General features: G+C 74.0%; 16 protein-coding genes. 9 read left to right on the forward strand and 7 right to left on the reverse strand.

All coding sequences use genetic code 11. The features are described from left to right. Positions 1-7 precede the first annotated feature (7 nt). Positions 8-595: a hypothetical protein gene (locus ACFZBX_RS14630; RefSeq protein ID WP_391534054.1), complete on the forward strand. Its 588-nt coding sequence runs from the start codon at positions 8-10 to the stop codon at positions 593-595. Between the two features lie 12 nt (positions 596-607). On the opposite strand, the gene ACFZBX_RS14635 is transcribed toward ACFZBX_RS14630, so the two are convergent. Next, entirely contained in the window at positions 608-1,825 is a 1,218-nt protein-coding gene (locus ACFZBX_RS14635; RefSeq protein ID WP_391534055.1) for an acyl-CoA dehydrogenase family protein, read from the reverse strand. Between the two features lie 140 nt (positions 1,826-1,965). On the opposite strand from ACFZBX_RS14635, the gene ACFZBX_RS14640 reads away from it, so the two are divergent. Next, positions 1,966-2,592: a TetR family transcriptional regulator gene (locus ACFZBX_RS14640; RefSeq protein WP_391534056.1), complete on the forward strand. Its 627-nt coding sequence runs from the start codon at positions 1,966-1,968 to the stop codon at positions 2,590-2,592. 211 nt (positions 2,593-2,803) lie between these two features. Here ACFZBX_RS14640 and ACFZBX_RS14645 read toward each other — a convergent pair whose 3' ends face one another. Then, on the reverse strand, positions 2,804-4,828 hold the full coding sequence (locus tag ACFZBX_RS14645) for a M3 family metallopeptidase (RefSeq protein WP_391534058.1): 2,025 nt from the start codon (positions 4,826-4,828) through the stop codon (positions 2,804-2,806). 256 nt (positions 4,829-5,084) lie between these two features. Between ACFZBX_RS14645 and ACFZBX_RS14650 the strand changes: the two genes are divergently transcribed. Next, entirely contained in the window at positions 5,085-6,800 is a 1,716-nt protein-coding gene (locus tag ACFZBX_RS14650) for a bifunctional 3'-5' exonuclease/DNA polymerase (protein WP_391534060.1), read from the forward strand. A gap of 4 nt (positions 6,801-6,804) precedes the next feature. Here the strand turns inward: ACFZBX_RS14650 and dhaM are convergent, their stop codons facing one another. Beyond that, entirely contained in the window at positions 6,805-7,197 is a 393-nt protein-coding gene (dhaM, locus tag ACFZBX_RS14655; protein WP_380761402.1) for a dihydroxyacetone kinase phosphoryl donor subunit DhaM, read from the reverse strand. A 126-nt stretch (positions 7,198-7,323) separates the two neighbouring features. Here dhaM and dhaK point away from each other — a divergent pair, with 126 nt between their 5' ends. After that, positions 7,324-8,319 (forward strand): dihydroxyacetone kinase subunit DhaK, encoded by a 996-nt coding sequence (dhaK, locus tag ACFZBX_RS14660; RefSeq protein ID WP_391534062.1) that lies wholly within the window; start codon positions 7,324-7,326, stop codon positions 8,317-8,319. 23 nt (positions 8,320-8,342) lie between these two features. After that, complete coding sequence (gene dhaL / locus ACFZBX_RS14665; RefSeq protein ID WP_391534064.1) at positions 8,343-8,990, forward strand: dihydroxyacetone kinase subunit DhaL; 648 nt, start codon at positions 8,343-8,345, stop codon at positions 8,988-8,990. Positions 8,991-9,015: 25 nt separating this feature from the next. Here the strand turns inward: dhaL and ACFZBX_RS14670 are convergent, their stop codons facing one another. Continuing rightward, on the reverse strand, positions 9,016-10,200 hold the full coding sequence (locus tag ACFZBX_RS14670; protein ID WP_391534066.1) for a PP2C family protein-serine/threonine phosphatase: 1,185 nt from the start codon (positions 10,198-10,200) through the stop codon (positions 9,016-9,018). A gap of 255 nt (positions 10,201-10,455) precedes the next feature. Here ACFZBX_RS14670 and ACFZBX_RS14675 point away from each other — a divergent pair, with 255 nt between their 5' ends. Both ACFZBX_RS14675 and ACFZBX_RS14680 read left to right on the forward strand, forming a co-directional pair. After that, positions 10,456-10,740: a heavy-metal-associated domain-containing protein gene (locus tag ACFZBX_RS14675; protein ID WP_391534068.1), complete on the forward strand. Its 285-nt coding sequence runs from the start codon at positions 10,456-10,458 to the stop codon at positions 10,738-10,740. 74 nt (positions 10,741-10,814) lie between these two features. After that, positions 10,815-13,136: a heavy metal translocating P-type ATPase gene (locus ACFZBX_RS14680; protein ID WP_391534070.1), complete on the forward strand. Its 2,322-nt coding sequence runs from the start codon at positions 10,815-10,817 to the stop codon at positions 13,134-13,136. A 100-nt stretch (positions 13,137-13,236) separates the two neighbouring features. Here the strand turns inward: ACFZBX_RS14680 and ACFZBX_RS14685 are convergent, their stop codons facing one another. The 3 genes from ACFZBX_RS14685 to ACFZBX_RS14695 all read right to left on the reverse strand — a co-directional run bounded on the left by ACFZBX_RS14685 (position 13,237) and on the right by ACFZBX_RS14695 (position 18,215). Further along, the gene (locus ACFZBX_RS14685) at positions 13,237-13,956 is read right to left on the reverse strand and encodes an SDR family NAD(P)-dependent oxidoreductase (protein WP_391534072.1); all 720 of its coding nucleotides are present in this window, start codon (positions 13,954-13,956) and stop codon (positions 13,237-13,239) included. 540 nt (positions 13,957-14,496) lie between these two features. Then, positions 14,497-15,786 carry a citrate synthase gene (locus tag ACFZBX_RS14690; protein ID WP_391534074.1) on the reverse strand — a complete coding sequence of 430 codons (1,290 nt, stop codon included), beginning with the start codon at positions 15,784-15,786 and terminating at the stop codon, positions 14,497-14,499. A gap of 224 nt (positions 15,787-16,010) precedes the next feature. Next, positions 16,011-18,215 (reverse strand): ATP-dependent RecD-like DNA helicase, encoded by a 2,205-nt coding sequence (locus ACFZBX_RS14695; protein ID WP_391534076.1) that lies wholly within the window; start codon positions 18,213-18,215, stop codon positions 16,011-16,013. Between the two features lie 189 nt (positions 18,216-18,404). Between ACFZBX_RS14695 and ACFZBX_RS14700 the strand changes: the two genes are divergently transcribed. After that, positions 18,405-19,196, forward strand: a complete 792-nt coding sequence (locus ACFZBX_RS14700; RefSeq protein ID WP_391534089.1) for a VOC family protein — start codon at positions 18,405-18,407, stop codon at positions 19,194-19,196. A 59-nt stretch (positions 19,197-19,255) separates the two neighbouring features. Continuing rightward, positions 19,256-19,708, forward strand: a complete 453-nt coding sequence (locus ACFZBX_RS14705; RefSeq protein WP_391534078.1) for a GNAT family N-acetyltransferase — start codon at positions 19,256-19,258, stop codon at positions 19,706-19,708. The last annotated feature ends 100 nt before the right edge of the window (positions 19,709-19,808 follow it).

Raw genomic sequence — 19,808 nt, forward strand, 5'->3', positions numbered from 1 at the left:
CCACGCGATGACCGCCCCCACGCCCGCGACGCCCTGGGCCCGCCGGATCACCGACGGCCTGGAGCCGAAGAACGTCATCATCGCGATGCTGCTCCTGCTCGGCGGGGCCCGCTACGGCCTGCGGGGCCTCGCCTGGGCGGTGTTCGCCGCCCTCTTCACCGCCGTGATCCCGACCCTGCTGATCGGCTTCGGGATGCGCCGGGGCACCGTGGACGACCGGCACGTCGGCAACCGCCGCCGGCGTCTGACGCTCTTCCCGCTCATCATGGTCTCGGTCGCGACCGGCTTCGCCGGAATGCTCCTGGCGCACGCGCCGCGCGACCTCACCGCCGTGGTGCTGGCGATGTTCGCCTCGCTGGTCCCGATCCTGGTGATCACCGCCTGGTGGAAGGTCTCCGTGCACACCGCCGTGGCGAGCGGCGCGGTGGTCTGCCTGGCCGTCGCGCTCGGGCCGTGGTGGCTGCTGCTCTACCCGCTGGTCGCGGTGATCGGCTGGTCCCGGGTGGTGCTGCGGGACCACACCGCCGCGCAGACGCTCGTCGGCACGGTGGTGGGCGCCCTCTCGGCCGGGCTCACCTTCTGGGCCGCCCGCTGACCCCCGCCCGACTCAGCGGATCGGCAGCCCGGAGACGGTCCGGGCGATGACCAGGCGCTGGATCTCGCTGGTGCCCTCGAAGACCGTGTAGATCGCGCTGTCCCGGTGCATCCGCTCGACGGGGTACTCCCGGGTGAAGCCGTTGCCGCCGAGGATCTGCATCGCCTGCGCGGTGACCCACTTGGCGGTCTCGCCCGCGTAGAGCTTGGACATCGAGCCCTCGGCGGCGGTGAACGGCTGCTTGGTGGCGGCCATCCAGGAGGCCCGCCAGACCAGCAGCCGGGCCGCGTCGATCCGGGTCCTCATGTCGGCCAACTGGAAGGCCACGCCCTGGTTGTCGATGATCGGGCGGCCGAACTGCACCCGGGTCCGCGCGTAGTCGAGCGCCACCTCGTACGCGGCCCGGGCGATCCCGACCGCCTGCGCGCCGACGGCCGGCCGGGAGGCCTCGAAGGTGGCCATCGCCGCGTTCCGCCCGCCCTTGCGGACGCCCTCGCGGGCCCGCGCCAGGCGCTCGTCCAGCTTCTCCTTGCCGCCGAGCAGGCAGTGGCCGGGCACCCGGACGGAGTCCAGCACCACCTCGGCGGTGTGCGAGGCGCGGATGCCGTGCTTCTTGAACTTCTGCCCCTGGCCGAGGCCGGGCGTGCCCGGCGGCACCACGAAGGAGGCCTGCCCGCGCACGCCGAGCGCCGGGTCGACGGTGGCGACGACCACGTGGACGGCGGCGATCCCGCCGTTGGTCGCCCAGGTCTTGGTGCCGTTCAGCACCCACTCGTCGGCGGCCTCGTCGTACGCGGCCCGGGTGCGCAGCGCGGAGACGTCGGAGCCGGCGTCCGGCTCGGAGGAGCAGAACGCGGCCACCTTGACGTCGTCCGGGGTGCCGAACATCTGCGGCGCCCAGGTGCCGATCTGCTCGTCGGTGCCGTTGGCGAGCACCGCGACGGCGGCGAGGGTGGTGCCGACGATGGACAGGCCGATGCCCGCGTCGCCCCAGAACAGCTCCTCCATGGCGATCGGGATGCCCACGCCGGAGGGGTCGAAGTACTGCTGGGCGTAGAAGTCGAGCGAGTAGATCCCGAGCCGGGCGGCCTCCTGGATGATCGGCCAGGGGGTCTCCTCGCGCTCGTCCCACTCGGCGGCGGCGGGCCGGATCACGTCGGCGGCGAAGCCGCGCAGCCAGTCGCGGACGGCGATCTGGTCCGGACCCGGGTCCAGCGAGAAGGTGTTCATGGGTGGGGCCTCCGAAGAAGGGTGCGACCGGGGAAGGGGGCGACCGACCGGGGTGTTACCACCGGTAACATCGTCGGAGTCTGCTACTGCTTGGTAACCGGTGTCAACGCCCGCACGCACAGGAAACGAGGGAACCGCGCATGGACCCAGAGCCCCGCCGGGAACAGTTGCTCAACGCCGCCGACCGGGTCGTCCAACGCGAGGGGCCCGGCGCCAGCATGAACGCGATCGCCGCCGAGGCCGGCATCACCAAGCCGATCCTCTACCGGCACTTCGGTGACCGGAACGGCCTGGTCCGGGCCCTGACCGAGCGCCACACCGGCGGGCTGCTGGCCGCCGTCCGGGCCGCGCTCGCCGAACCGCTGGAACGCCGCGACCGGGTCGAGCACGTACTGGACACCTACCTCGCCGGGATCGAGGCCCGCCCCCAGGTCTACCGGCTGCTCACCCACCCCGAGCCGGGCGACCCGAGCGGCGCCGGCAAGGCGCTCGCCCCGGCGCTCCGGCAGATCGCCGAGGAGATCACCCGGGCCATCGCCGACCAGGTCGACCTCGGCGCCGACCGCGAACTGATCGCCGAGGCCTGGGGCCGGGCGATCACCGGGATGGTGCTGGCGGCCGGGGACTGGTGGCTGGAGTCCCGCCCCTGCTCGCGCACCCGGATGGTCCAGGCGCTCGCCGACCTGCTCTGGGGCCGGCTGGCCGCCGCCGCCGACCTGCCGACCGCCGCCCTGCCCGCCGGCCCGGCGCCGGAGCCCGCCGACTGACCGCCCGGCCGGTTGCCCGGCGGCGGGCGCCCGGCGACCGGCCGGGCCGCGAACGGCCGCCCCGCACCGGCGTCCTGTGGCGGACACGCCCGCCCGGCATCATCGGGCGCCACCCTCGCCCGCCCGGGCACCCCGGTCGCCGTCACCGTCGAACCGCGCCGACCGTCGGCGCCCGGCGGCACGCTCGATGCCGCCGGGCGCCGCTCCCCTCCTACACCAGGCCGCGACGGGCCAGCAGCGGGCCGGTCTCCGGGTCGCGCCCGACCACGGCGCGGAAGGAGTCCAGCGCGTCCCGGCTGTCGCCGCGCGCCAGCAGCTCGCGCCGGAACACCTCGCCGCTCTCCCGCACGCCGCGGCCGTTGCCCTTGAACCACTCCACCGTGTCGGCGTCCAGCACCTCCGACCAGATGTACGCGTAGTAGCCCGCGCTGTACCCGCCGGCGAAGATGTGCCCGAAGTAGGTGGTCCGGTAGCGCGGCGGGATCGCCGCCACCGCCAGCCCCGCCTCGGCCAGCGCCGCCGCCTCGAACTCCTGGGCGTCCGCGACCTCCTGGCCCTCCGGCAGGGTGTGCCAGGCCCAGTCCAGCAGCGCCGCCGCCAGGTACTCCACAGTGCGGAAGCCCTGCCCGAAGGACTCGGCGGCCGCCATCCGCTCGACCAGTTCGGCCGGCAGCGGCTCGCCGGTCTCGTGGTGCCGGGCGTAGTTGGCCAGCACCTCCGGCCACACCATCCACATCTCGTTGACCTGCGAGGGGAACTCCACGAAGTCCCGCGGCACGGCCGTACCCGCGAAGTACGGGTGGCGGATGTCCGAGAACAGCCCGTGCAGCGCGTGCCCGAACTCGTGGAACAGCGTGCGGACCTCGTCCCAGGAGAGCAGCACCGGCTCACCGGGCGCCGGCTTGGCGATGTTCAGGTTGTTGTAGACCACCGGCCGCTGCCCCAGCAGGGCGGACTGGGTGACCAGTTCGTCCATCCAGGCACCGCCGCGCTTGGACGCCCGGGCGTGGAAGTCGCCGAGGAACAGGCCCAGCGCGGAGCCGTCCGCGTCGAACACCTCGAAGACCCGGGTGTCCGCGTGGTAGCCGGCCAGGTCCGGGCGCTCGGTGAAGGTCACCCCGTAGGCGAGGCCGGCGGCGAAGAACACGCCGTCCCGCAGCACCCGCTCCAGCTCGAAGTAGGGGCGCAGCGCCGCCGCGTCCACCTGGTACGAGGCCTGCCGGACCTGCTCCGAGTAGTACGCCCAGTCGTGCGCGGCGATCTCCTCGACGCCGTCGGCGGCGGCGACCTTGGCCAGCTCCTCTGCCTCCCGGCGGGCGTTGGCGACGGCCGGCGGCACCAGCCGGGCGAGCAGCGCGTCCACCGCCTCGACGGTGCCGGCCGTCTCGTCGGCCACCACGTGGGCGGCGTGGGTGTCGTGGCCGAGCAGCCGGGCCCGCTCGGCGCGCAGCGCGGCCATCCGGATCGCCAGCGGGCCGTTGGTGCCGGCGGCGCGGTCGAGCGAGGCGGCGAGCAGCCGCTCGCGCACCGAGCGGTCGGTGAGCGAGGCGAGTTCGGTCTGGTTGGAGAAGTTCTTCAGGCTCAGCACGTACTTGCCCGGGTGTCCGAGCGCCCGGCCGTTCTCGGCGGCGGACGCGATCGCGTCCGCCGAGAGGCCGGCCAGCTGCTCGGCGGAGTCCAGCACCAGCGCCCTGGCCTGCGAGTCGGCGGACACGTTCTGCCGGAACTCCGAGGAGGCGGCGGCCAGTTCGGTGTTGATCGCGCGCAGCCTGGCCTGCTGGTCGGCGCCCAGCCGGGCACCGGCCCGGACGAACGCGGTGTGCCGGCGCTCCAGCAGCCGCAGCGTCTGCGGGTCCAGGTCCAGTTCGGCGCGGCGGGCGTGCAGTTCCTCGATCCGGGCGAACAGCGCGGCGTCCAGGTGGATCGCGTCGCGGTGCGCGGCCAGCCGGGGGCTGATCCCGGCGTCGATCCGGTCGACCTCGGGGGTGGTGTCGGCGGCGGAGTGGTTCTCGAAGACCACGTTGACCCGGTGCAGCAGCCTGCCCGAGCGCTCCAGCGCGACCAGGGTGTTCTCGACCGTCGGCGGCTGCGGATCGGCGGTGATCGCGGCGATCTCGGCGAGCTGCTCGGTCATCCCGCGCTCGAAGGCGGGCAGGTAGTGCTCCGGCCGGATCTCGGCGAACGGCGGCAGTTCGTAGGCCAGGGTGCTGGGCCTGAAGAACGGGTTCTCGGTCATTCCGCCGACCCTACGCGCTGTCATCGGCGCTGCCCACACCCTCTGCCCCGACGCCCGGCGCACCCGACGCGGCACACGCCGGACCGCCGCCCGGACCCGCCGCCGGACGGCGCGGCTCCGGTTGTCGTACCCTCCCGCTACCGTCGTCAGCGGCCGACCGTACGCCCCCGGACGGCCCGCCCGCACGAGAGCCGGTACGACCGCGCCACCGGCACGACGCCCCGACCCGCAGTCCGCACGAGAGGAGGAGCCCCCCATGGCACCCCGGATCGCCCTCGTCCCCGATCCGCACGGCCCCGGCGGCCGGCTCCAGCCGCTCGACGACGCCGGCGCCCCGCTCGGCCCGCCCGAACCCGCGCCCGACCTCGCCGCCGCCGTCGCCGCCCGGGAGGCCGCCGAGCACCCCCGGTGGGTGTGGGCCGCCGCCGACTCCGGGTACGCGCCGCTGCTCCCCCGGCTCCCCGACCGGCTGGCCCGCTGCCACGACCTGCGGCTGGCCGAGGCGCTGCTGCTCGCCCACGAGGGCCGGTTCGGCGCCCCGCGCTCGCTCGGCGCCGGCTGGGCCCGGCTGCGCGGCCTGCCCGTCCCCGCCGACCTGCCCGAGCCCGGCTCCGCCGAGGCCGGCGACGGCCAGGACACCCTGTTCGCCCCCGACCGGCTCCAGCTGCCGCCCGGCACCGACCCGCTGGCCGCCGTGGTCGCCGTGCACGCCGAGCAGCAGCGCCGGCTCGCCTCGATCGCCGACCCGGCCGCCCGCGCCCGGTTCCGGCTGCTCACCGCCGCCGAGTCGGCGGGCGCGCTGGCCGCCGCCGAGATGGCCCACGACGGCCTGCCGTGGAGCACCGACGTCCACGACCGGCTGCTCACCGAGCTGCTCGGCCCGCGCCCCGCCGTGCCCGGCACCCAGCCGCGGCTGCTCGCCGAACTCGCCGTCGAGCTCCAGCGCTCGCTCGGCGGGCGCCCGTTCAACCCCGACTCGCACAGCCAGGTGCTGCGCGCCTTCGCCGACGCCGGCATCCCGCTCACCTCCACCCGCTCCTGGGAGCTGAAGACGATCGACCACCCGGCGGCCCGGCTGCTGGTCCGCTACAAGGAGCTGTCCCGGATCCACGTCGCGCACGGCTGGGCCTGGCAGGACGCCTGGGCGCGCGGCGGCCGGTTCCGCCCCGAGTACGTGGTCGGCGGCGTGGTCTCCGGCCGCTGGGCCAGCCGGGGCGGCGGCGCGCTGCAGATCCCGCGCATCCTGCGCCGCGCCGTGGTCGCCGACCCCGGCTGGCTGCTGGTGGTCGCCGACGCCGCCCAGCTGGAGCCCCGGGTGCTCGCCGCGCTCTCCCAGGACGCCGGACTGGCCCGCACCGCCGCCGGCGGCGACCTGTACGAGGCGCTCGCCGCCACCGCCTTCCACGGCGACCGCGACAAGGCCAAGCTGGGCCTGCTCGGCGCCATGTACGGCCAGACCAGCGGCGACATCGGCCCGCTGCTGGCCACCCTGCGCAGCCGCTACCCGGCCGCGATGGGCTACGTCGAGGCGGCCGCCCGCACCGGCGAGGACGGCGGCGTGGTCGCCTCCCGGCTGGGCCGCCCCTGCCCGCCCGCCTCCGCCGACTTCCTGGACCTCACCGAGGCGCCCGAGACGGCGGGCGACGCCGGCGGCCGCTCGGCCCGTGCCCGCGGCCGCTTCACCCGCAACTTCGTCATCCAGGCCAGCGCCGCCGACTGGGCCCTGGCCCTGCTGGCCGCGCTGCGCCGCCGGCTCGCCGAGCTCCCGGTGGCCACCGCGGCCGACCGCCCGCACCTGGTCTTCTTCCAGCACGACGAGGTGATGGTGCACACCCCGGCCAACCTGGCCGACGAGGTGGCGGCGGCGGTCGACGCGGCGGCCGACGAGGCCCGCCGGCTGGTCTTCGGCGAGACGCCGGTGCGGTTCCCGCTCAGCACCGCCGTGGTGGAGTGCTACGCCGACGCCAAGTGAGCGCTCACAGCTTGCGGAAGCCGCGCGCCTCCTCGGCGGCCGCCACCACCTCGGCCAGCGCGGCCCCGGTCGACGCGGTCACCGCCGCGGCCACCGCCCCCTCCACGAAGGGCGCGTCGACCAGCACCACGCCGGGACGCGGGGCGTCCTCCAGCACGGTCACCGCGGTCAGCACCGAGCTCCCGAGGTCCGGCAGCACCGCGACGCCCGCCCCGCCGTCCGCCTCGGCCACGGCCCGGGCGATCAGCTCGTAGCTGGTCCCGAGCCCGCCCTCCTCGGTCCCGCCGGCCACCACCACCCGCACCTCGTCCGAGGCGAGCTCCACCAGCAGCTCCTTCAACCCGCCGGCCAACGCCGCGCTGTGCGAGACCAGAACGATGCCCACGTGTCCACTCATGTCCCCGACCCTAGGCCGTGTGCTCCGGCCGGGTGAACGGCCTCCCGCGTGTCGGATTCCGTGCCCGGGGGCCCCATCTGGCGTAGCGTCGGGTCAGCACCGTCTGCCGAGGGGAGCGCGTACGCCGTGAAGAAGCTCATCAACGCCGCGGAGACCGTCCTGGAGGACGCGCTGGCCGGCGTGGCCGCCGCGCATCCGGAGCTGGCGGTGGACATCGCCAACCGGGTGATCACCCGGGCCGTGCGGCCGGCGGCCCCCAAGGTGGCGCTGGTCTCCGGCGGCGGGTCCGGGCACGAACCGCTGCACGGCGGTTTCGTGGGGCCGGGCATGCTGGACGCGGCCTGCCCCGGAGAGGTGTTCACCTCCCCCGTCCCGGACCAGATGCTCGCCGCCGCCAAGGCCGTGGACACCGGCGCCGGCGTGGTGTTCGTCGTCAAGAACTACACCGGCGACGTGATGAACTTCGAGCTCGCCGCGGAGCTGGCCGCCGAGGAGGGCGTCGAGGTCCGCACGGTGCTGGTCAACGACGACGTCGCGGTGGAGGACTCGACCTGGACGGCGGGGCGGCGCGGCACCGGCGCGACGGTGCCGGTGGAGAAGATCGCGGGCGCGCTGGCCGAACGCGGCGCGCCGCTGGACGAGGTGGCCGCCCTCGGCGAGCGGGTCAACGCGGCCTCCCGCTCGTTCGCGATCGCGCTGAGCGCGGCGACCGTCCCGGCGGCGGGCAAGCCCGGCTTCGAGCTGGCCGAGGACGAGATCGAGGTGGGCGTCGGCATCCACGGCGAGCCCGGCCGGCGCCGGGAGCGGCTGCGCCCGGCCCGCGAGCTGGTCGCCGAGGTCGTGGAGACGGTCCTCGCCGACCACCACCTGACCGCGGGCGACGAGGTGATCGCCCTGGTCAACGGCCTGGGCGCGACCCCGCTGATGGAGTTGTACATCGTCTTCGGCGAGGTCTCGGCCCGGCTGGCCGGGCACGGCATCACGGTGGCCCGCAGCCTGGTCGGCAACTATGTGACCAGCCTGGACATGGCCGGCTTCTCGCTCACCCTCACCAAGGCCGACGGCCAGCTCCTGGAGCTGTGGGACGCCCCGGTGGACACCCCCGCCCTCAAGCGCGCCTGACCCACGGAAGAGGAGCACCCGCCATGGACGTCGACACCCGCCTCGCCGAGGCCTGGGTCCGCGCGCTGGCCGCCGCGGTGGAGAAGGAGCACGGGCGGCTCACCGATCTGGACTCCGCGATCGGCGACGGCGACCACGGCAGCAACCTGCGGCGCGGCTTCGCAGCCGTGCTGGCCGCCCTGGACGCGCCGGACGCCCCGGCCCCCGCCGGACCGGGCGCGCTGCTGACCAGGACCGGCACCACGCTGATCTCCAAGGTCGGCGGCGCCTCCGGCCCGCTCTACGGCAAGGCGTTCCGGGCGATCGGCGCCGCGCTGCCGCAGCCCGGCGAGGCCCCGGCGGACGCGGCCGGGCTCGGCGAGGCGCTGGCGGCCGGCCTGCGGGCGGTGCGGGAGCTCGGCAAGGCCGAACCGGGCGACAAGACCATCGTCGACGCCTGGACGCCCGCGCTGGACGCCTACCGCGCGGCGGTGGCCGTCGGCGCCGGCCTGCCGGAGGCCGCCGCGGCCGCGGCCGAGGGCGCCGAACGGGGCGCCCTGGACACCGTGCCGCTCCAGGCCCGCAAGGGCCGCGCCTCCTATCTGGGCCCCCGCAGCATCGGCCACCAGGACCCGGGCGCCACCTCCACCGCCCTGCTCTTCCGCGCCCTGGCGGACGTGGCCGGCGGCTGACCGCCCGGGCGGCCCGGGGCGGCCCCTACGCCGGCCGGGCGGCGTCCGTGCGGGTGATCAGCAGCAGCAGCGCGTCGTCCCGCAGCTCGCCGCCGGTGTGGGCCAGCAGGTCGGCGTAGACCCGCCCGACCGCCGCCTCCAGCTCCGCCGCCGAGCGGGCCGCGCCGCGCACCAGCGGGCCGACCCGCTCCGCGAGCGGGTAGAACACGCCGCTGCTCCGGTGCTTGGCCTCGACCACGCCGTCGGTGCACAGCACCAGCACGTCGTCCGTCCCGAACGGCTGGTCCCAGGTGCTCGGTTCGCCGGCGGCCAGCCGGCCGAGGCCGAGCGGCACCCACGGGTCGGGCGCGTCCAGGACGTGCGCCCGGCCCTCCTGATCCACCCTGATCGGCGGGACGTGCCCGTACTGGAGCAGCTGGACCACGCCGGGCCGGCGGAACTCCGCGAACAGCGCGGTGGTGAACTCGCCGTCCGGCACGTGCCGCTCGACGCTGGCCTCGATCCGGGCCGCCACCCCGCGCAGCCCGGCCTCGTCGTACGCTGCCTCCCGGAAGGCGCCGAGCACCACGGCGGCCGTCTGCACCGCGCCGAGCCCCTTGCCGCGCACGTCGCCGACCGCGACCCGGGTGCCGTACGGCGTCTCCAGGACGGAGTAGAGGTCCCCGCCGATCCTCGACGCGTCGGCGGCGGAGACGTACCGCACGGCGAGGTGCAGCGGCCCGACGACCGGCCCCGGCAGCCGCAGCAGCGCGCGCTGCGCGGCCTCCGCGACGGAGCTGACCGCGGCGAAGGCGGCGGCCCGGCGCATGCGGATCCTGGCCACCCAGGCGGAGAAGACGGTGAGCACCAGGTAGCTGACCATCGCGCCCCACAGGAAGCGGACGTCGTTGAGGTTGTCGACCTCGTCGTAGTGGCTGAGGCCGAAGACCGCGAGCAGGCCGACCGAGGAGACGCCGAGCAGTTCGAGCGGCCGCAGGGTGAGGGCGGCGATGCTGGGGACGACGGTCATCAGCGGCGCGAGGTAGCGGTCCTGGCCGGAGTACAGGTCGGCGATCCCGACCAGCACGATCGCGATCAGCGCGGGGACGGCCCGGCGCCAGAAGGGGATGTCGAGCAGGTCGACGGCGAGCAGCGCGTCGCGCCGCCTGGCCGGTGGCTGCCCGGCGCCGGTAGGGACGGACGGCGACTGGGCACGGCGGATCGGTGACACATATCGAACATAACGGACGATCAGTACGATCACCCGCGCACCCCCGGCCCCTGCGCTCCCGCCCGCACCCTCCGGAGTCCCGCCCGGCACCGAATCCGCCCATGTCACGGCGCGGATTCCAGCGCAGCGTGTCAGGACGCCTACGCTCTGCTCTCGGAGCGCGCACCGGCGGCGCCCGGGCCGCCCCCGGAGACACCGCCCGCAATGCGATCCACACCACACAATCCGTACCCCTACGGAATACCCCTTAGGGGTATGGTGTGGTTATCAGCCGGGCCCGGGCGTACGCTCGCGGCCGTACCGACCTTTCGGAGGCCCCCGATGTCCAGCACCATCACCTACACCGTCACCGGCATGAGCTGCGGACACTGCGAGAGCTCGGTCAGCAAGGAGCTCTCCGCGCTCGCCGGGGTGACCGAGGTGTCCGCCGACGCCAAGGCCGGTACGGTCACCGTCTCCGCGGCGGCCCCGCTGGACGAGGAGCAGGTCCGCGCCGCCGTCGACGAGGCCGGCTACGAGCTGGTCGGCCGCGCCGCCTGAGAGCCCCCGCCGCGCGGCGGGGGCCCGGCGAACCCCGCCCCCGCCGTGCCCCTCCCCTAGGAGCTGATCAGCACATGAGCACCTCCACTCCGGGCTCCGCCTCCCCGGACACGGCGACCGCCATAGCCGGCCAGGAGGACCCGACCGCGGTCCGCGAGCACGTCGAACTCCTGATCGGCGGCATGACCTGCGCCGCCTGTGCCGCCCGGATCGAGAAGAAGCTCAACCGGATGGCCGGCGTCGAGGCCACCGTCAACTACGCCACCGAGAAGGCCAGGGTCCGGTTCGCGCCGGACGTCACCGTGGCCGACCTGATCGCCACCGTGGAGAACACCGGCTACACCGCCGAACTCCCCCCGCCACCGGTCCCCGACACCCCGGCCGAGGCCCCCGGCGCCGACGCGGCCGCCCGCCCGCCGGCCGCCGACCCGCTGCTCGACCGGCTGCTGATCAGCGCCGTGCTCAGCCTGCCGGTGGTCCTCTGGTCGATGGTCCCCAGCCTCCAGTTCACCAACTGGCAGTGGCTGGCCTTCGCCCTCACCGGCCCCGTCGTGGTCTACGGCGGCCTGCCCTTCCACCGCGCCGCCTGGACCAACCTCAAGCACGGCGCGGCGACCATGGACACCCTGGTCTCGCTCGGCACCCTGGCCGCCTTCGGCTGGTCCTTCTGGGCCCTGTTCTGGGGCGACGCCGGCATGCCCGGCATGCGGCACGAGTTCTCGTTCTCGGTCGGCGACACCGAGGCCTCCTCGATGCTCTACCTGGAGACGGCCGCCGCGGTCACCGTGCTGATCCTGCTGGGCCGCTACCTGGAGGCCCGCTCCAGGCGCCGCGCCGGGGCCGCCCTGCACGCCCTGCTGGACCTCGGCGCCAAGGACGTGGCCGTGCTCCAGGACGGCCGCGAGGTCCGGCTGCCCGTCGAGCGGCTCACCGTCGGCACGCGGTTCGTGGTCCGGCCCGGCGAGAAGATCGCCACCGACGGTGTGGTGGTCGAGGGCGCCTCCGCCGTCGACGCCTCGATGCTCACCGGCGAGTCCGTGCCCGTCGAGGTCGCCGTCGGCGACACCGTCACCGGCGCCACCGTCAACGCTGGCGGCCGGCTGGTGGTCGAGGCCACCCGGGTCGGCGCCGACACCCGGCTCGCCCGGATGGCCGCGCTCGTCGACGAGGCGCAGAACGGCAAGGCCGCCGCCCAGCGGCTCGCCGACCGCATCTCCGCGGTCTTCGTGCCCGTGGTGATCCTCATCGCGCTCGCCACCCTGGTCGGACGGCTGCTGGCCACCGAGAGCGCGACCGAGGCGTTCACCGCCGCCGTCGCCGTGCTGATCATCGCCTGCCCGTGCGCCCTCGGCCTGGCCACCCCGACCGCCCTGATGGTCGGCACCGGCCGCGGCGCCCAGCTCGGCATCCTGATCAAGGGCCCCGAGGTGCTGGAGAACACCCGCCGGGTGGACACCGTGGTCCTGGACAAGACCGGCACCGTCACCACCGGCAGCATGGCACTGCACGGCGTGCGCACCGCCGAGGGCGTCTCCGAGGAGGAGGCGCTGCGGCTGGCCGGCGCCGTCGAGCACGCCTCCGAGCACCCGATCGCCGCCGCCATCGCCGCAGCCGCCGCCGAACGGCTCGGCGCCCTGCCCGCCGTCGAGGGCTTCGAGAACGTCCCCGGCCTGGGCGTCCAGGGCGTCGTCGAGGGCCGCACGGTGGTCGCCGGACGCGAGTCCCTGCTCACCGCGCGCGGCCTGCCGCTGCCCGCCGCGCTGGCCGCCGCCAGACGCGCCGCCGAGGCCGCCGGGCGGACCACCGTCGTGGTCGGCTGGGACGGCCAGGCGCGGGCCGTCCTGGAGGTCGCCGACGCGGTCAAGCCGACCAGCGCCGAGGCCGTCGCCCAACTGCGCGCCCTGGGGCTCACCCCGGTGCTGCTCACCGGCGACAACCGGGCGGTCGCCGAGGCCGTCGCCGCCGAGGTCGGCATCGACCCCGAGCACGTCTACGCCGAGGTGCTGCCCGAGGACAAGGTCGCCGCCGTCGAGACCCTCCAGGCCGAGGGCAGGGTCGTCGCGATGGTCGGCGACGGCGTCAACGACGCCGCCGCGCTCGCCCAGGCCGACCTCGGCCTGGCCATGGGCACCGGCACCGACGCCGCCATCGAGGCGGGCGACCTGACGCTGGTCCGCGGCGACCTGCGCTCGGCCGCCGACGCCATCCGGCTCTCCCGCAAGACCCTCGGCACCATCAAGGGCAACCTGTTCTGGGCCTTCGGCTACAACGTGGCGGCGATCCCGCTGGCCGCCACCGGGCTGCTCAACCCGATGATCGCCGGCGCCACGATGGCCTTCTCCTCGGTGTTCGTGCTCACCAACAGCCTCCGGCTGCGGCGCTTCCAGCCCGCCTGACCACAGGGCGGCCGGGAGGCCCGGGAAGGCCCGGAGAACGTCGCAGGGCCCGTACCGCGTGCGCGGTACGGGCCCTGAGCGGGCCGGGCGGCTCAGGGGCTCAGCGCCCCAGCAGCTCGCCGCCGTTGCAGTGCAGGATCTCCCCGGTGATGAACCCGGCCTCCGGCGAGGCCAGGAACTGGACCGCCGCCGCCACCTCGCCGGTCTCCCCGATCCGCCCGAGCAGCGTCCGGGCCGACCGCCGGGAGACCTCGGCCTCGTCCAGCCGCGGGCCGAAGAACTCGGTGCCGGCCACCGTCCCCGGCGCCACGATGTTGGCGGTGATGCCCGAGGTGCCGAGCTGGGCGGCGAGGAAGTGGTTCCAGGCGTGCAGCGAGGCCTTCGCCGCCCCGAAGGAGCCGGCCCCGCGCAGGGCGGCGATCGAGCTGATGGTGACCACCCGGCCGGAGCCCGGGGTGAGCCGGTCGCGGATCGACTCGGTGAGCAGCACCACGGTCAGCACATTGCGCTCGAAGTCCCCGCGCCAGCGGGCCAGCAGGGCGTGCGGCCCGGCGCCGATCACGGTCTCCCGGCTGCCCGCGTTGTTCACCAGCACGTCGATCCGCTGCGGGAGCTCCGCCAGCGCGGCCTCCACCGCGTCCGGGTCGGCGAGGTCGCAGACCAGCGGGGTCACGTTCGGTCCGAGCGCCGTGGCGGCGTCCTCCAGCACCGCCCGCCGCCGGCCGACGATCACGACCTGTTCGCCCGCCTCGGCGAACCGCCGCGCCACCTCGTACCCGATCCCCGTGCCACCGCCGGTGACAACCACGTTCCTGGTCATCTGCGCACTCCCTCCCCCGCTCCGCCGCCACGCTGCAAGGTGCGGGACGGTCCGTACCGGAATGCCACGATTCCTATCACGCTCGGTTGCCGTAACAGCGGGGAGGGTGACGTCGCGGCCGCTGGAAGGTGTGGTATGGGGGCGGCACCGCACGCACACGGAGCGTGGCGAGAGGCAGCTCACACCCCCCCGGCGTAACTTCTCACACGCTGATACGTCTTAGGTTGGTAGTGCGGCAGTTTTTCCGGTGGGCTGAGACGCGGCGAACGGCACAGCGTCGACGCACGACCACCGCTGCCGCCGACGGGGCTCCGGCGGGCCCCGGGTCGGTCGCCGACGGTTGGCGGCCTTCGCGCACGACGCCGGGGTGTGGCCGGGCCAGGGACGCTTTGAGCGGCCGTCCCGGGACGCGAGCCGCCCCCGGAGTCGTGCGCCGGACATGGGGGCGGGCGAACACGAGGGCCCGGCCGCAGGGGTGCGGCCGGGCCCTCGTGGCACGGTGTCAGGGCGTGCGGACGACGTCAGTGCGGGTGCACGGCGTCAGCGGGCGCCGATCTCCACGTAGTCGCGGATCGCGGTGCCGGTGTAGATCTGGCGCGGACGGCCGATCCGGCTGGTCGGGTCGTTGATCATCTCGTGCCAGTGGGCGATCCAGCCCGGCAGCCGGCCGAGGGCGAACAGCACGGTGAACATGCTGGTCGGGAAGCCCATGGCGCGGTAGATCAGACCGGTGTAGAAGTCCACGTTCGGGTAGAGCTTGCGCGAGACGAAGAAGTCGTCCTTGAGCGCGTGCTCCTCCAGCTTGAGCGCGATCTCCAGCAGCTCGTCGGACTTGCCGAGCTGGCCGAGCACCTCGTGCGCGAGCAGCTTGACCTGGGCGGCGCGCGGGTCGAACGCCTTGTAGACCCGGTGGCCGAAGCCCATCAGCTTGACGCCGGCTTCCTTGTTCTTCACCTTCGTGATGAAGGCGTCGACGTCGCCGCCGTCCTTCTGGATGCTCTCCAGCATCTCCAGCACGGCCTGGTTGGCACCGCCGTGCAGCGGGCCCCACAGCGCCGAGATGCCGGCCGAGATCGAGGCGAACAGGTTGGCGTGGCTGGAGCCGACCAGGCGCACGGTGGAGGTCGAGCAGTTCTGCTCGTGGTCCGCGTGCAGGATCAGCAGCTTGTCGAGCGCGTTGACGACGACCGGGTTGAGCTCGTAGTCCTCGGCCGGGACCGCGAAGGTCATCCGGAGCAGGTTCTCGACGTAGCTCAGGTCGTTGCGCGGGTAGACGAAGGGCTGGCCCATCGCCTTCTTGTACGCGTACGCCGCGATGGTCGGGAGCTTCGCCAGCAGGCGGACCGTCGACAGGTGGCGCTGGGCCGCGTCGAACGGGTTGTGGCTCTCCGGGTAGAACGTCGACAGCGCGCCGACCACCGAGGACAGCATCGCCATCGGGTGCGCGTCCCGCGGGAAGCCCTGGAAGAAGCGCTTGACGTCCTCGTGCAGCAGGGTGTGCTGGGTGATCTCGCGGTTGAACTGCGCGAGCTGCCCGGCGTCCGGCAGCTCGCCGTTGATCAGCAGGTACGCGGTCTCGATGAAGTCACCCTTGGCGGCGAGCTGCTCGATCGGGTAACCGCGGTACCGCAGGATGCCGTTGTCACCGTCCACGAAGGTGATCGCGGACTTGTAGGCGGCGGTGTTGCCGAAGCCGTTGTCCAGGGTGACCAGGCCGGTCTGCGGGAGCAGCTTCGAGATGTCGAAGCCGGCGTTGCCCGCAGTGCTCTCGACGACGGGGTATTCGTACTCGCCGTCCTGGTACCGCAGTACTACCGAGTTGTCGCTCACGTCTTCCTCACCGACGAAATGAATCCTCTTCCAAGGTGCCCTGACTGTCTCTACCATCCCCCATCCGGCGGACAGCCGCGCACCCGGGGTGACCCGAAAGGGCCCGCCCCTACAAAACCTCCCGCCGCAGCCGGTACGAACCGGACAAGATCGGCACCCCACCAGGCTCTGTCGTAAATCTCTTCACGTCAAGAGAACAATAGAGGCAACCATCCCTTGGAGAATCATCCAGACGCAAGCCGGTGGTCCAGTGCGGCATGCCTCCGACCTGCGCTGACGCTGCGGACCGCCTGCCCGATCGCCCTGCGTGACCCCACCAGCACGACGAGTTTTCGGGCCCTGGTCACCGCGGTGTAGAGCAGATTTCGTTGGAGCATCGTCCACGCGGACGTGGTGACCGGAATCACCACCACGGGGTACTCGCTCCCCTGCGACCGATGGATCGTCACCGCGTAGGCGTGCGCCAACTCGTCCAGCTCGTCGAAGTCGTAGGGCACCTCCTCGTCCTCGTCCGTGAGCACCGTCAGACGCTGGTCGTCCACGCTCAGGGACGTCACCACTCCCACTGTGCCGTTGAAGACCCCGTTCCGCCCCTTGTCGTAGTTGTTGCGGATCTGGGTGACCTTGTCGCCCACCCGGAACGTCCGCCCGCCGAACCGCCGCTCCGCCAGCCCCTCCCGGGCCGGCGTCACCGCCGCCTGCAACAGCGTGTTGAGATTGCCCGCGCCGGCCGGGCCCCGGTGCATCGGCGCCAGCACCTGGACGTCCCGCCGGGCGTCGTAGCCGAAGCGCTGCGGGATCCGCCGCGCCACCACGTCCACCGTCAGCCCCGCCGCGAGCTCCGCGTCGTCCTCCGCGAACAGGAAGAAGTCCGGCAGGCCCTCGGTCAGCGGCGGCAGCCCCTCGTTGATCCGGTGCGCGTTGGTCACCACCCCCGACTCCTGGGCCTGCCGGAAGATCCTGGTCAGCCGCACCGAGGGAATCGGCCCGCCCTCGGCCAGCAGGTCCCGCAGCACCTCCCCCGCCCCCACCGAGGGCAGCTGGTCCACGTCCCCCACGAACAGCAGGTGCGCCCCCGGCGCCACCGCCTTGACCAGTTTGTTCGCCAGGATCAGGTCCAGCATCGACGCCTCGTCGACCACCACCAGGTCCGCGTCCAGCGGCCGGTCCCGGTCGTACGCGGCGTCCCCGCCCGGCCGCAGCTCCAGCAGCCGGTGCACCGTCGAGGCCTCCACCCCGGTCAGCTCCGCCAGCCGCTTCGCCGCCCGCCCGGTCGGCGCCGCCAGCACCACCTTGGCCCGCTTCGCCAGCGCCAGCGTCACGATCGACTTCACCGTGAACGACTTGCCGCAGCCCGGCCCGCCGGTCAGCACCGCGACCTTCTCGGTCAGCGCCAGCCGCACCGACTGCTCCTGCTCCGGCGCCAGCTCCGCCCCGGTCTGCCGGGCCAGCCAGCCCAGCGCCGCCGGCCAGTCCACGTCCGCGAACCACGGCATCCGGTCGCCGTCCGCCCGCAGCAGCCGCAGCAGTTGGTTGGCCAGCGAGATCTCCGCCCGGTGGAACGGCACCAGGTACACCGCCGTGATCGGCTCGCCGCCCTCCCCCGGCACCTGCTCGCGCACCACGCCCTCGGCGGCCACCAGCTCCGCCAGGCAGTCGATCACCAGCCCCACGTCCACCTGGAGCAGCTTCACGCCGTCCGCGATCAGCCGCTCCTCGGGCAGGTAGCAGTGCCCCTGGTCGCTGCTCTGCGACAGCGCGTACTGCAGGCCGGCCTTGACCCGCTCCGGGCTGTCGTGCGGAATCCCCACGGCCTGGGCGATCCGGTCCGCGGTGAGGAAACCGATGCCCCAGACGTCCGCCGCCAGCCGGTACGGCTCGTTCTTCACCACCCCGATCGAGCCGTCCTCGTACTGCTTGTAGATCCGCACAGCCAGCGAGGTCGAGACCCCGACGCCTTGCAGGAAGACCATCACCTCCTTGATGGCCTTCTGCTCCTCCCAGGCGGCCGCGATCTTCTTCGTCCGCTTCGGCCCGAGCCCCGGCACCTCGATCAGCCGGCCCGGCTCGTTCTCGATCACCTCCAGGGTGTCCACCCCGAAGCGCTCCACGATCCGCTCCGCGAACCGCGGCCCGATCCCCTTGATCAGCCCCGACCCCAGGTAGCGCTGGATGCCCTGCACGGTGGCCGGCAGCACCGTCGTGTAGTTCTCCACCACGAACTGCCGCCCGTACTGCGGATGCGACCCCCACCGCCCGTGCAGCCGCAGCGACTCCCCAGGCTGCGCGCCGAGCAGCGCGCCCACCACCGTCAGCAGGTCGTTGGCGCCGCGCCCGGTGTCGACCCGGGCCACCGTGTAGCCGGTCTCCTCGTTGGCGTAGGTGATCCGCTCCAGCACACCCTCGACCTGGGCGAGCTGACGCGGCACCGCGGCCGCCGGGCCGGTGCCACCGCCGGCGGCGGTCCGCGCCCCTGTCTGACTGGCCACCGGGGCCCCCTTCACCGTGCGGGACGACTTCCGCTACGCACCGTACCGTCCGGGTGCGACACCGGGGGCCCGGGTGCCACGCTGGAAGGACGAGGGAGGGCCGGCAACGCCGACGAAGGGCAGCAGACCATACTCACCACCGCCTACCGTCCCGGCTCCCCCGACTGGCTCGACCTCACCAGTCCCGACACCGGGGCCTCGGTCTCCTTCTACACCGAGGTGTTCGGCTGGACCTACACCTCCGCCGGTCCCGAGGCCGGCGGCTACGGCTTCTTCCGCCAGGACGGCCGGACGGTCGCCGCCCTCGGCCCGTTCACCGAGGCGCACGCCCGCCCCGCCTGGACCGTCTACTTCTGCACCCTCGACGCCGACCGCACCACGGACCTGGTCCGCGAGGCCGGCGGCCGGGTCCGCTTCGCCCCGTTCAACGTCTTCACCAGCGGCCGGATGGCCGGCTACACCGACCCCGCCGGCGCCGACTTCGCGGTCTGGCAACCGCACGACGTCCGCGGCCTGGACACCGTCACCGAGCCCGGCAGCCTCTGCTGGGCGGAGTGCCACAGCGTCGACGCCGAGGCGGCCAAGGCCTTCTACCGCACCGTCTTCGCCTGGCAGGAACAGGACGTCCCGGTCGGAGAGGTCCTGTACACCGTCCTCACCCCGCCCGGCGGCGGCACGGCGGACGCCCACGGCGGCATCATGCAGCTCGACCCGTCGCAGACCGCCGCCGGCACCTCCTCGCACTGGCTCCCCTACTTCGAGGTCCGCGACCTCGACGCCCGCCTGGCCACCGCGGAACGCCTGGGCGCCACCGTCCGGACACCCGCGACGGACGTCCACGGCGTCGGCCGCCTGGCCCGGCTCACCGACCCGCAGGGGGCGGCCTTCGCCGTCATCACCAGCCCTCCGCCGGGCACATGACGCCAGGTCACCCCGGGAGGGCCGCCAAGGGCCGCCCAGGGGCCGCCTAGGGTATGACCATGAACGATCTGACCATCCGCCGGGCGACCGGCGACGACCTGCCGGCCATCGTCGCCATGCTCGCCGACGACCCGCTGGGCGCGACCCGCGAGAGCCCCGACGACCTCACCCCCTACCGGGCCGCCTTCGCGCGCATCGACGCCGACCCGCACCAGCACCTCGTGGTCGCCGAACGCGCCGGCCGGACGATCGGCACCCTGCAACTCACCGTCGTCCCCGGCCTCTCCCGGAAGGGCTCGACCCGCACGATCATCGAGGCCGTCCGCATCCACGCCGACGAACGCGGCACCGGTCTGGGCACCGACCTGATCCAGTGGGCGGTCGACCGCTCCCGCGCACTGGACGCCGAGTTGGTCCAGCTCACCTCCGACGTCACCCGCACCGACGCGCACCGCTTCTACGAGCGCCTCGGCTTCGTCCCCTCCCACGTCGGCTTCAAGCTCGCGCTCTGAGCCCTGGAAATGCGAAAAGCCCCTGCCGGTATCCCCGGCAGGGGCTTCTCAGAAGAATTGTTCGGCGGCGTCCTACTCTCCCACAGGGTCCCCCCTGCAG

It is taken from the genome of Kitasatospora sp. NPDC008115, assembly GCF_042957205.1.
Lineage (GTDB): Bacteria > Actinomycetota > Actinomycetes > Streptomycetales > Streptomycetaceae > Kitasatospora.

Coding starts and splice junctions, on each gene's coding strand:
- dhaM (WP_380761402.1), bottom strand. CDS start 7,197: ATGAGTGGACACGTGGGCATCGTTCTGGTCTCGCACAGCGCGGCGTTG.
- dhaL (WP_391534064.1), top strand. CDS start 8,343: ATGGACGTCGACACCCGCCTCGCCGAGGCCTGGGTCCGCGCGCTGGCC.
- ACFZBX_RS14630 (WP_391534054.1), top strand. CDS start 8: ATGACCGCCCCCACGCCCGCGACGCCCTGGGCCCGCCGGATCACCGAC.
- ACFZBX_RS14685 (WP_391534072.1), bottom strand. CDS start 13,956: ATGACCAGGAACGTGGTTGTCACCGGCGGTGGCACGGGGATCGGGTAC.
- ACFZBX_RS14650 (WP_391534060.1), top strand. CDS start 5,085: ATGGCACCCCGGATCGCCCTCGTCCCCGATCCGCACGGCCCCGGCGGC.
- ACFZBX_RS14635 (WP_391534055.1), bottom strand. CDS start 1,825: ATGAACACCTTCTCGCTGGACCCGGGTCCGGACCAGATCGCCGTCCGC.
- ACFZBX_RS14705 (WP_391534078.1), top strand. CDS start 19,256: ATGAACGATCTGACCATCCGCCGGGCGACCGGCGACGACCTGCCGGCC.
- ACFZBX_RS14680 (WP_391534070.1), top strand. CDS start 10,815: ATGAGCACCTCCACTCCGGGCTCCGCCTCCCCGGACACGGCGACCGCC.
- ACFZBX_RS14640 (WP_391534056.1), top strand. CDS start 1,966: ATGGACCCAGAGCCCCGCCGGGAACAGTTGCTCAACGCCGCCGACCGG.
- ACFZBX_RS14675 (WP_391534068.1), top strand. CDS start 10,456: ATGGTGTGGTTATCAGCCGGGCCCGGGCGTACGCTCGCGGCCGTACCG.
- ACFZBX_RS14645 (WP_391534058.1), bottom strand. CDS start 4,828: ATGACCGAGAACCCGTTCTTCAGGCCCAGCACCCTGGCCTACGAACTG.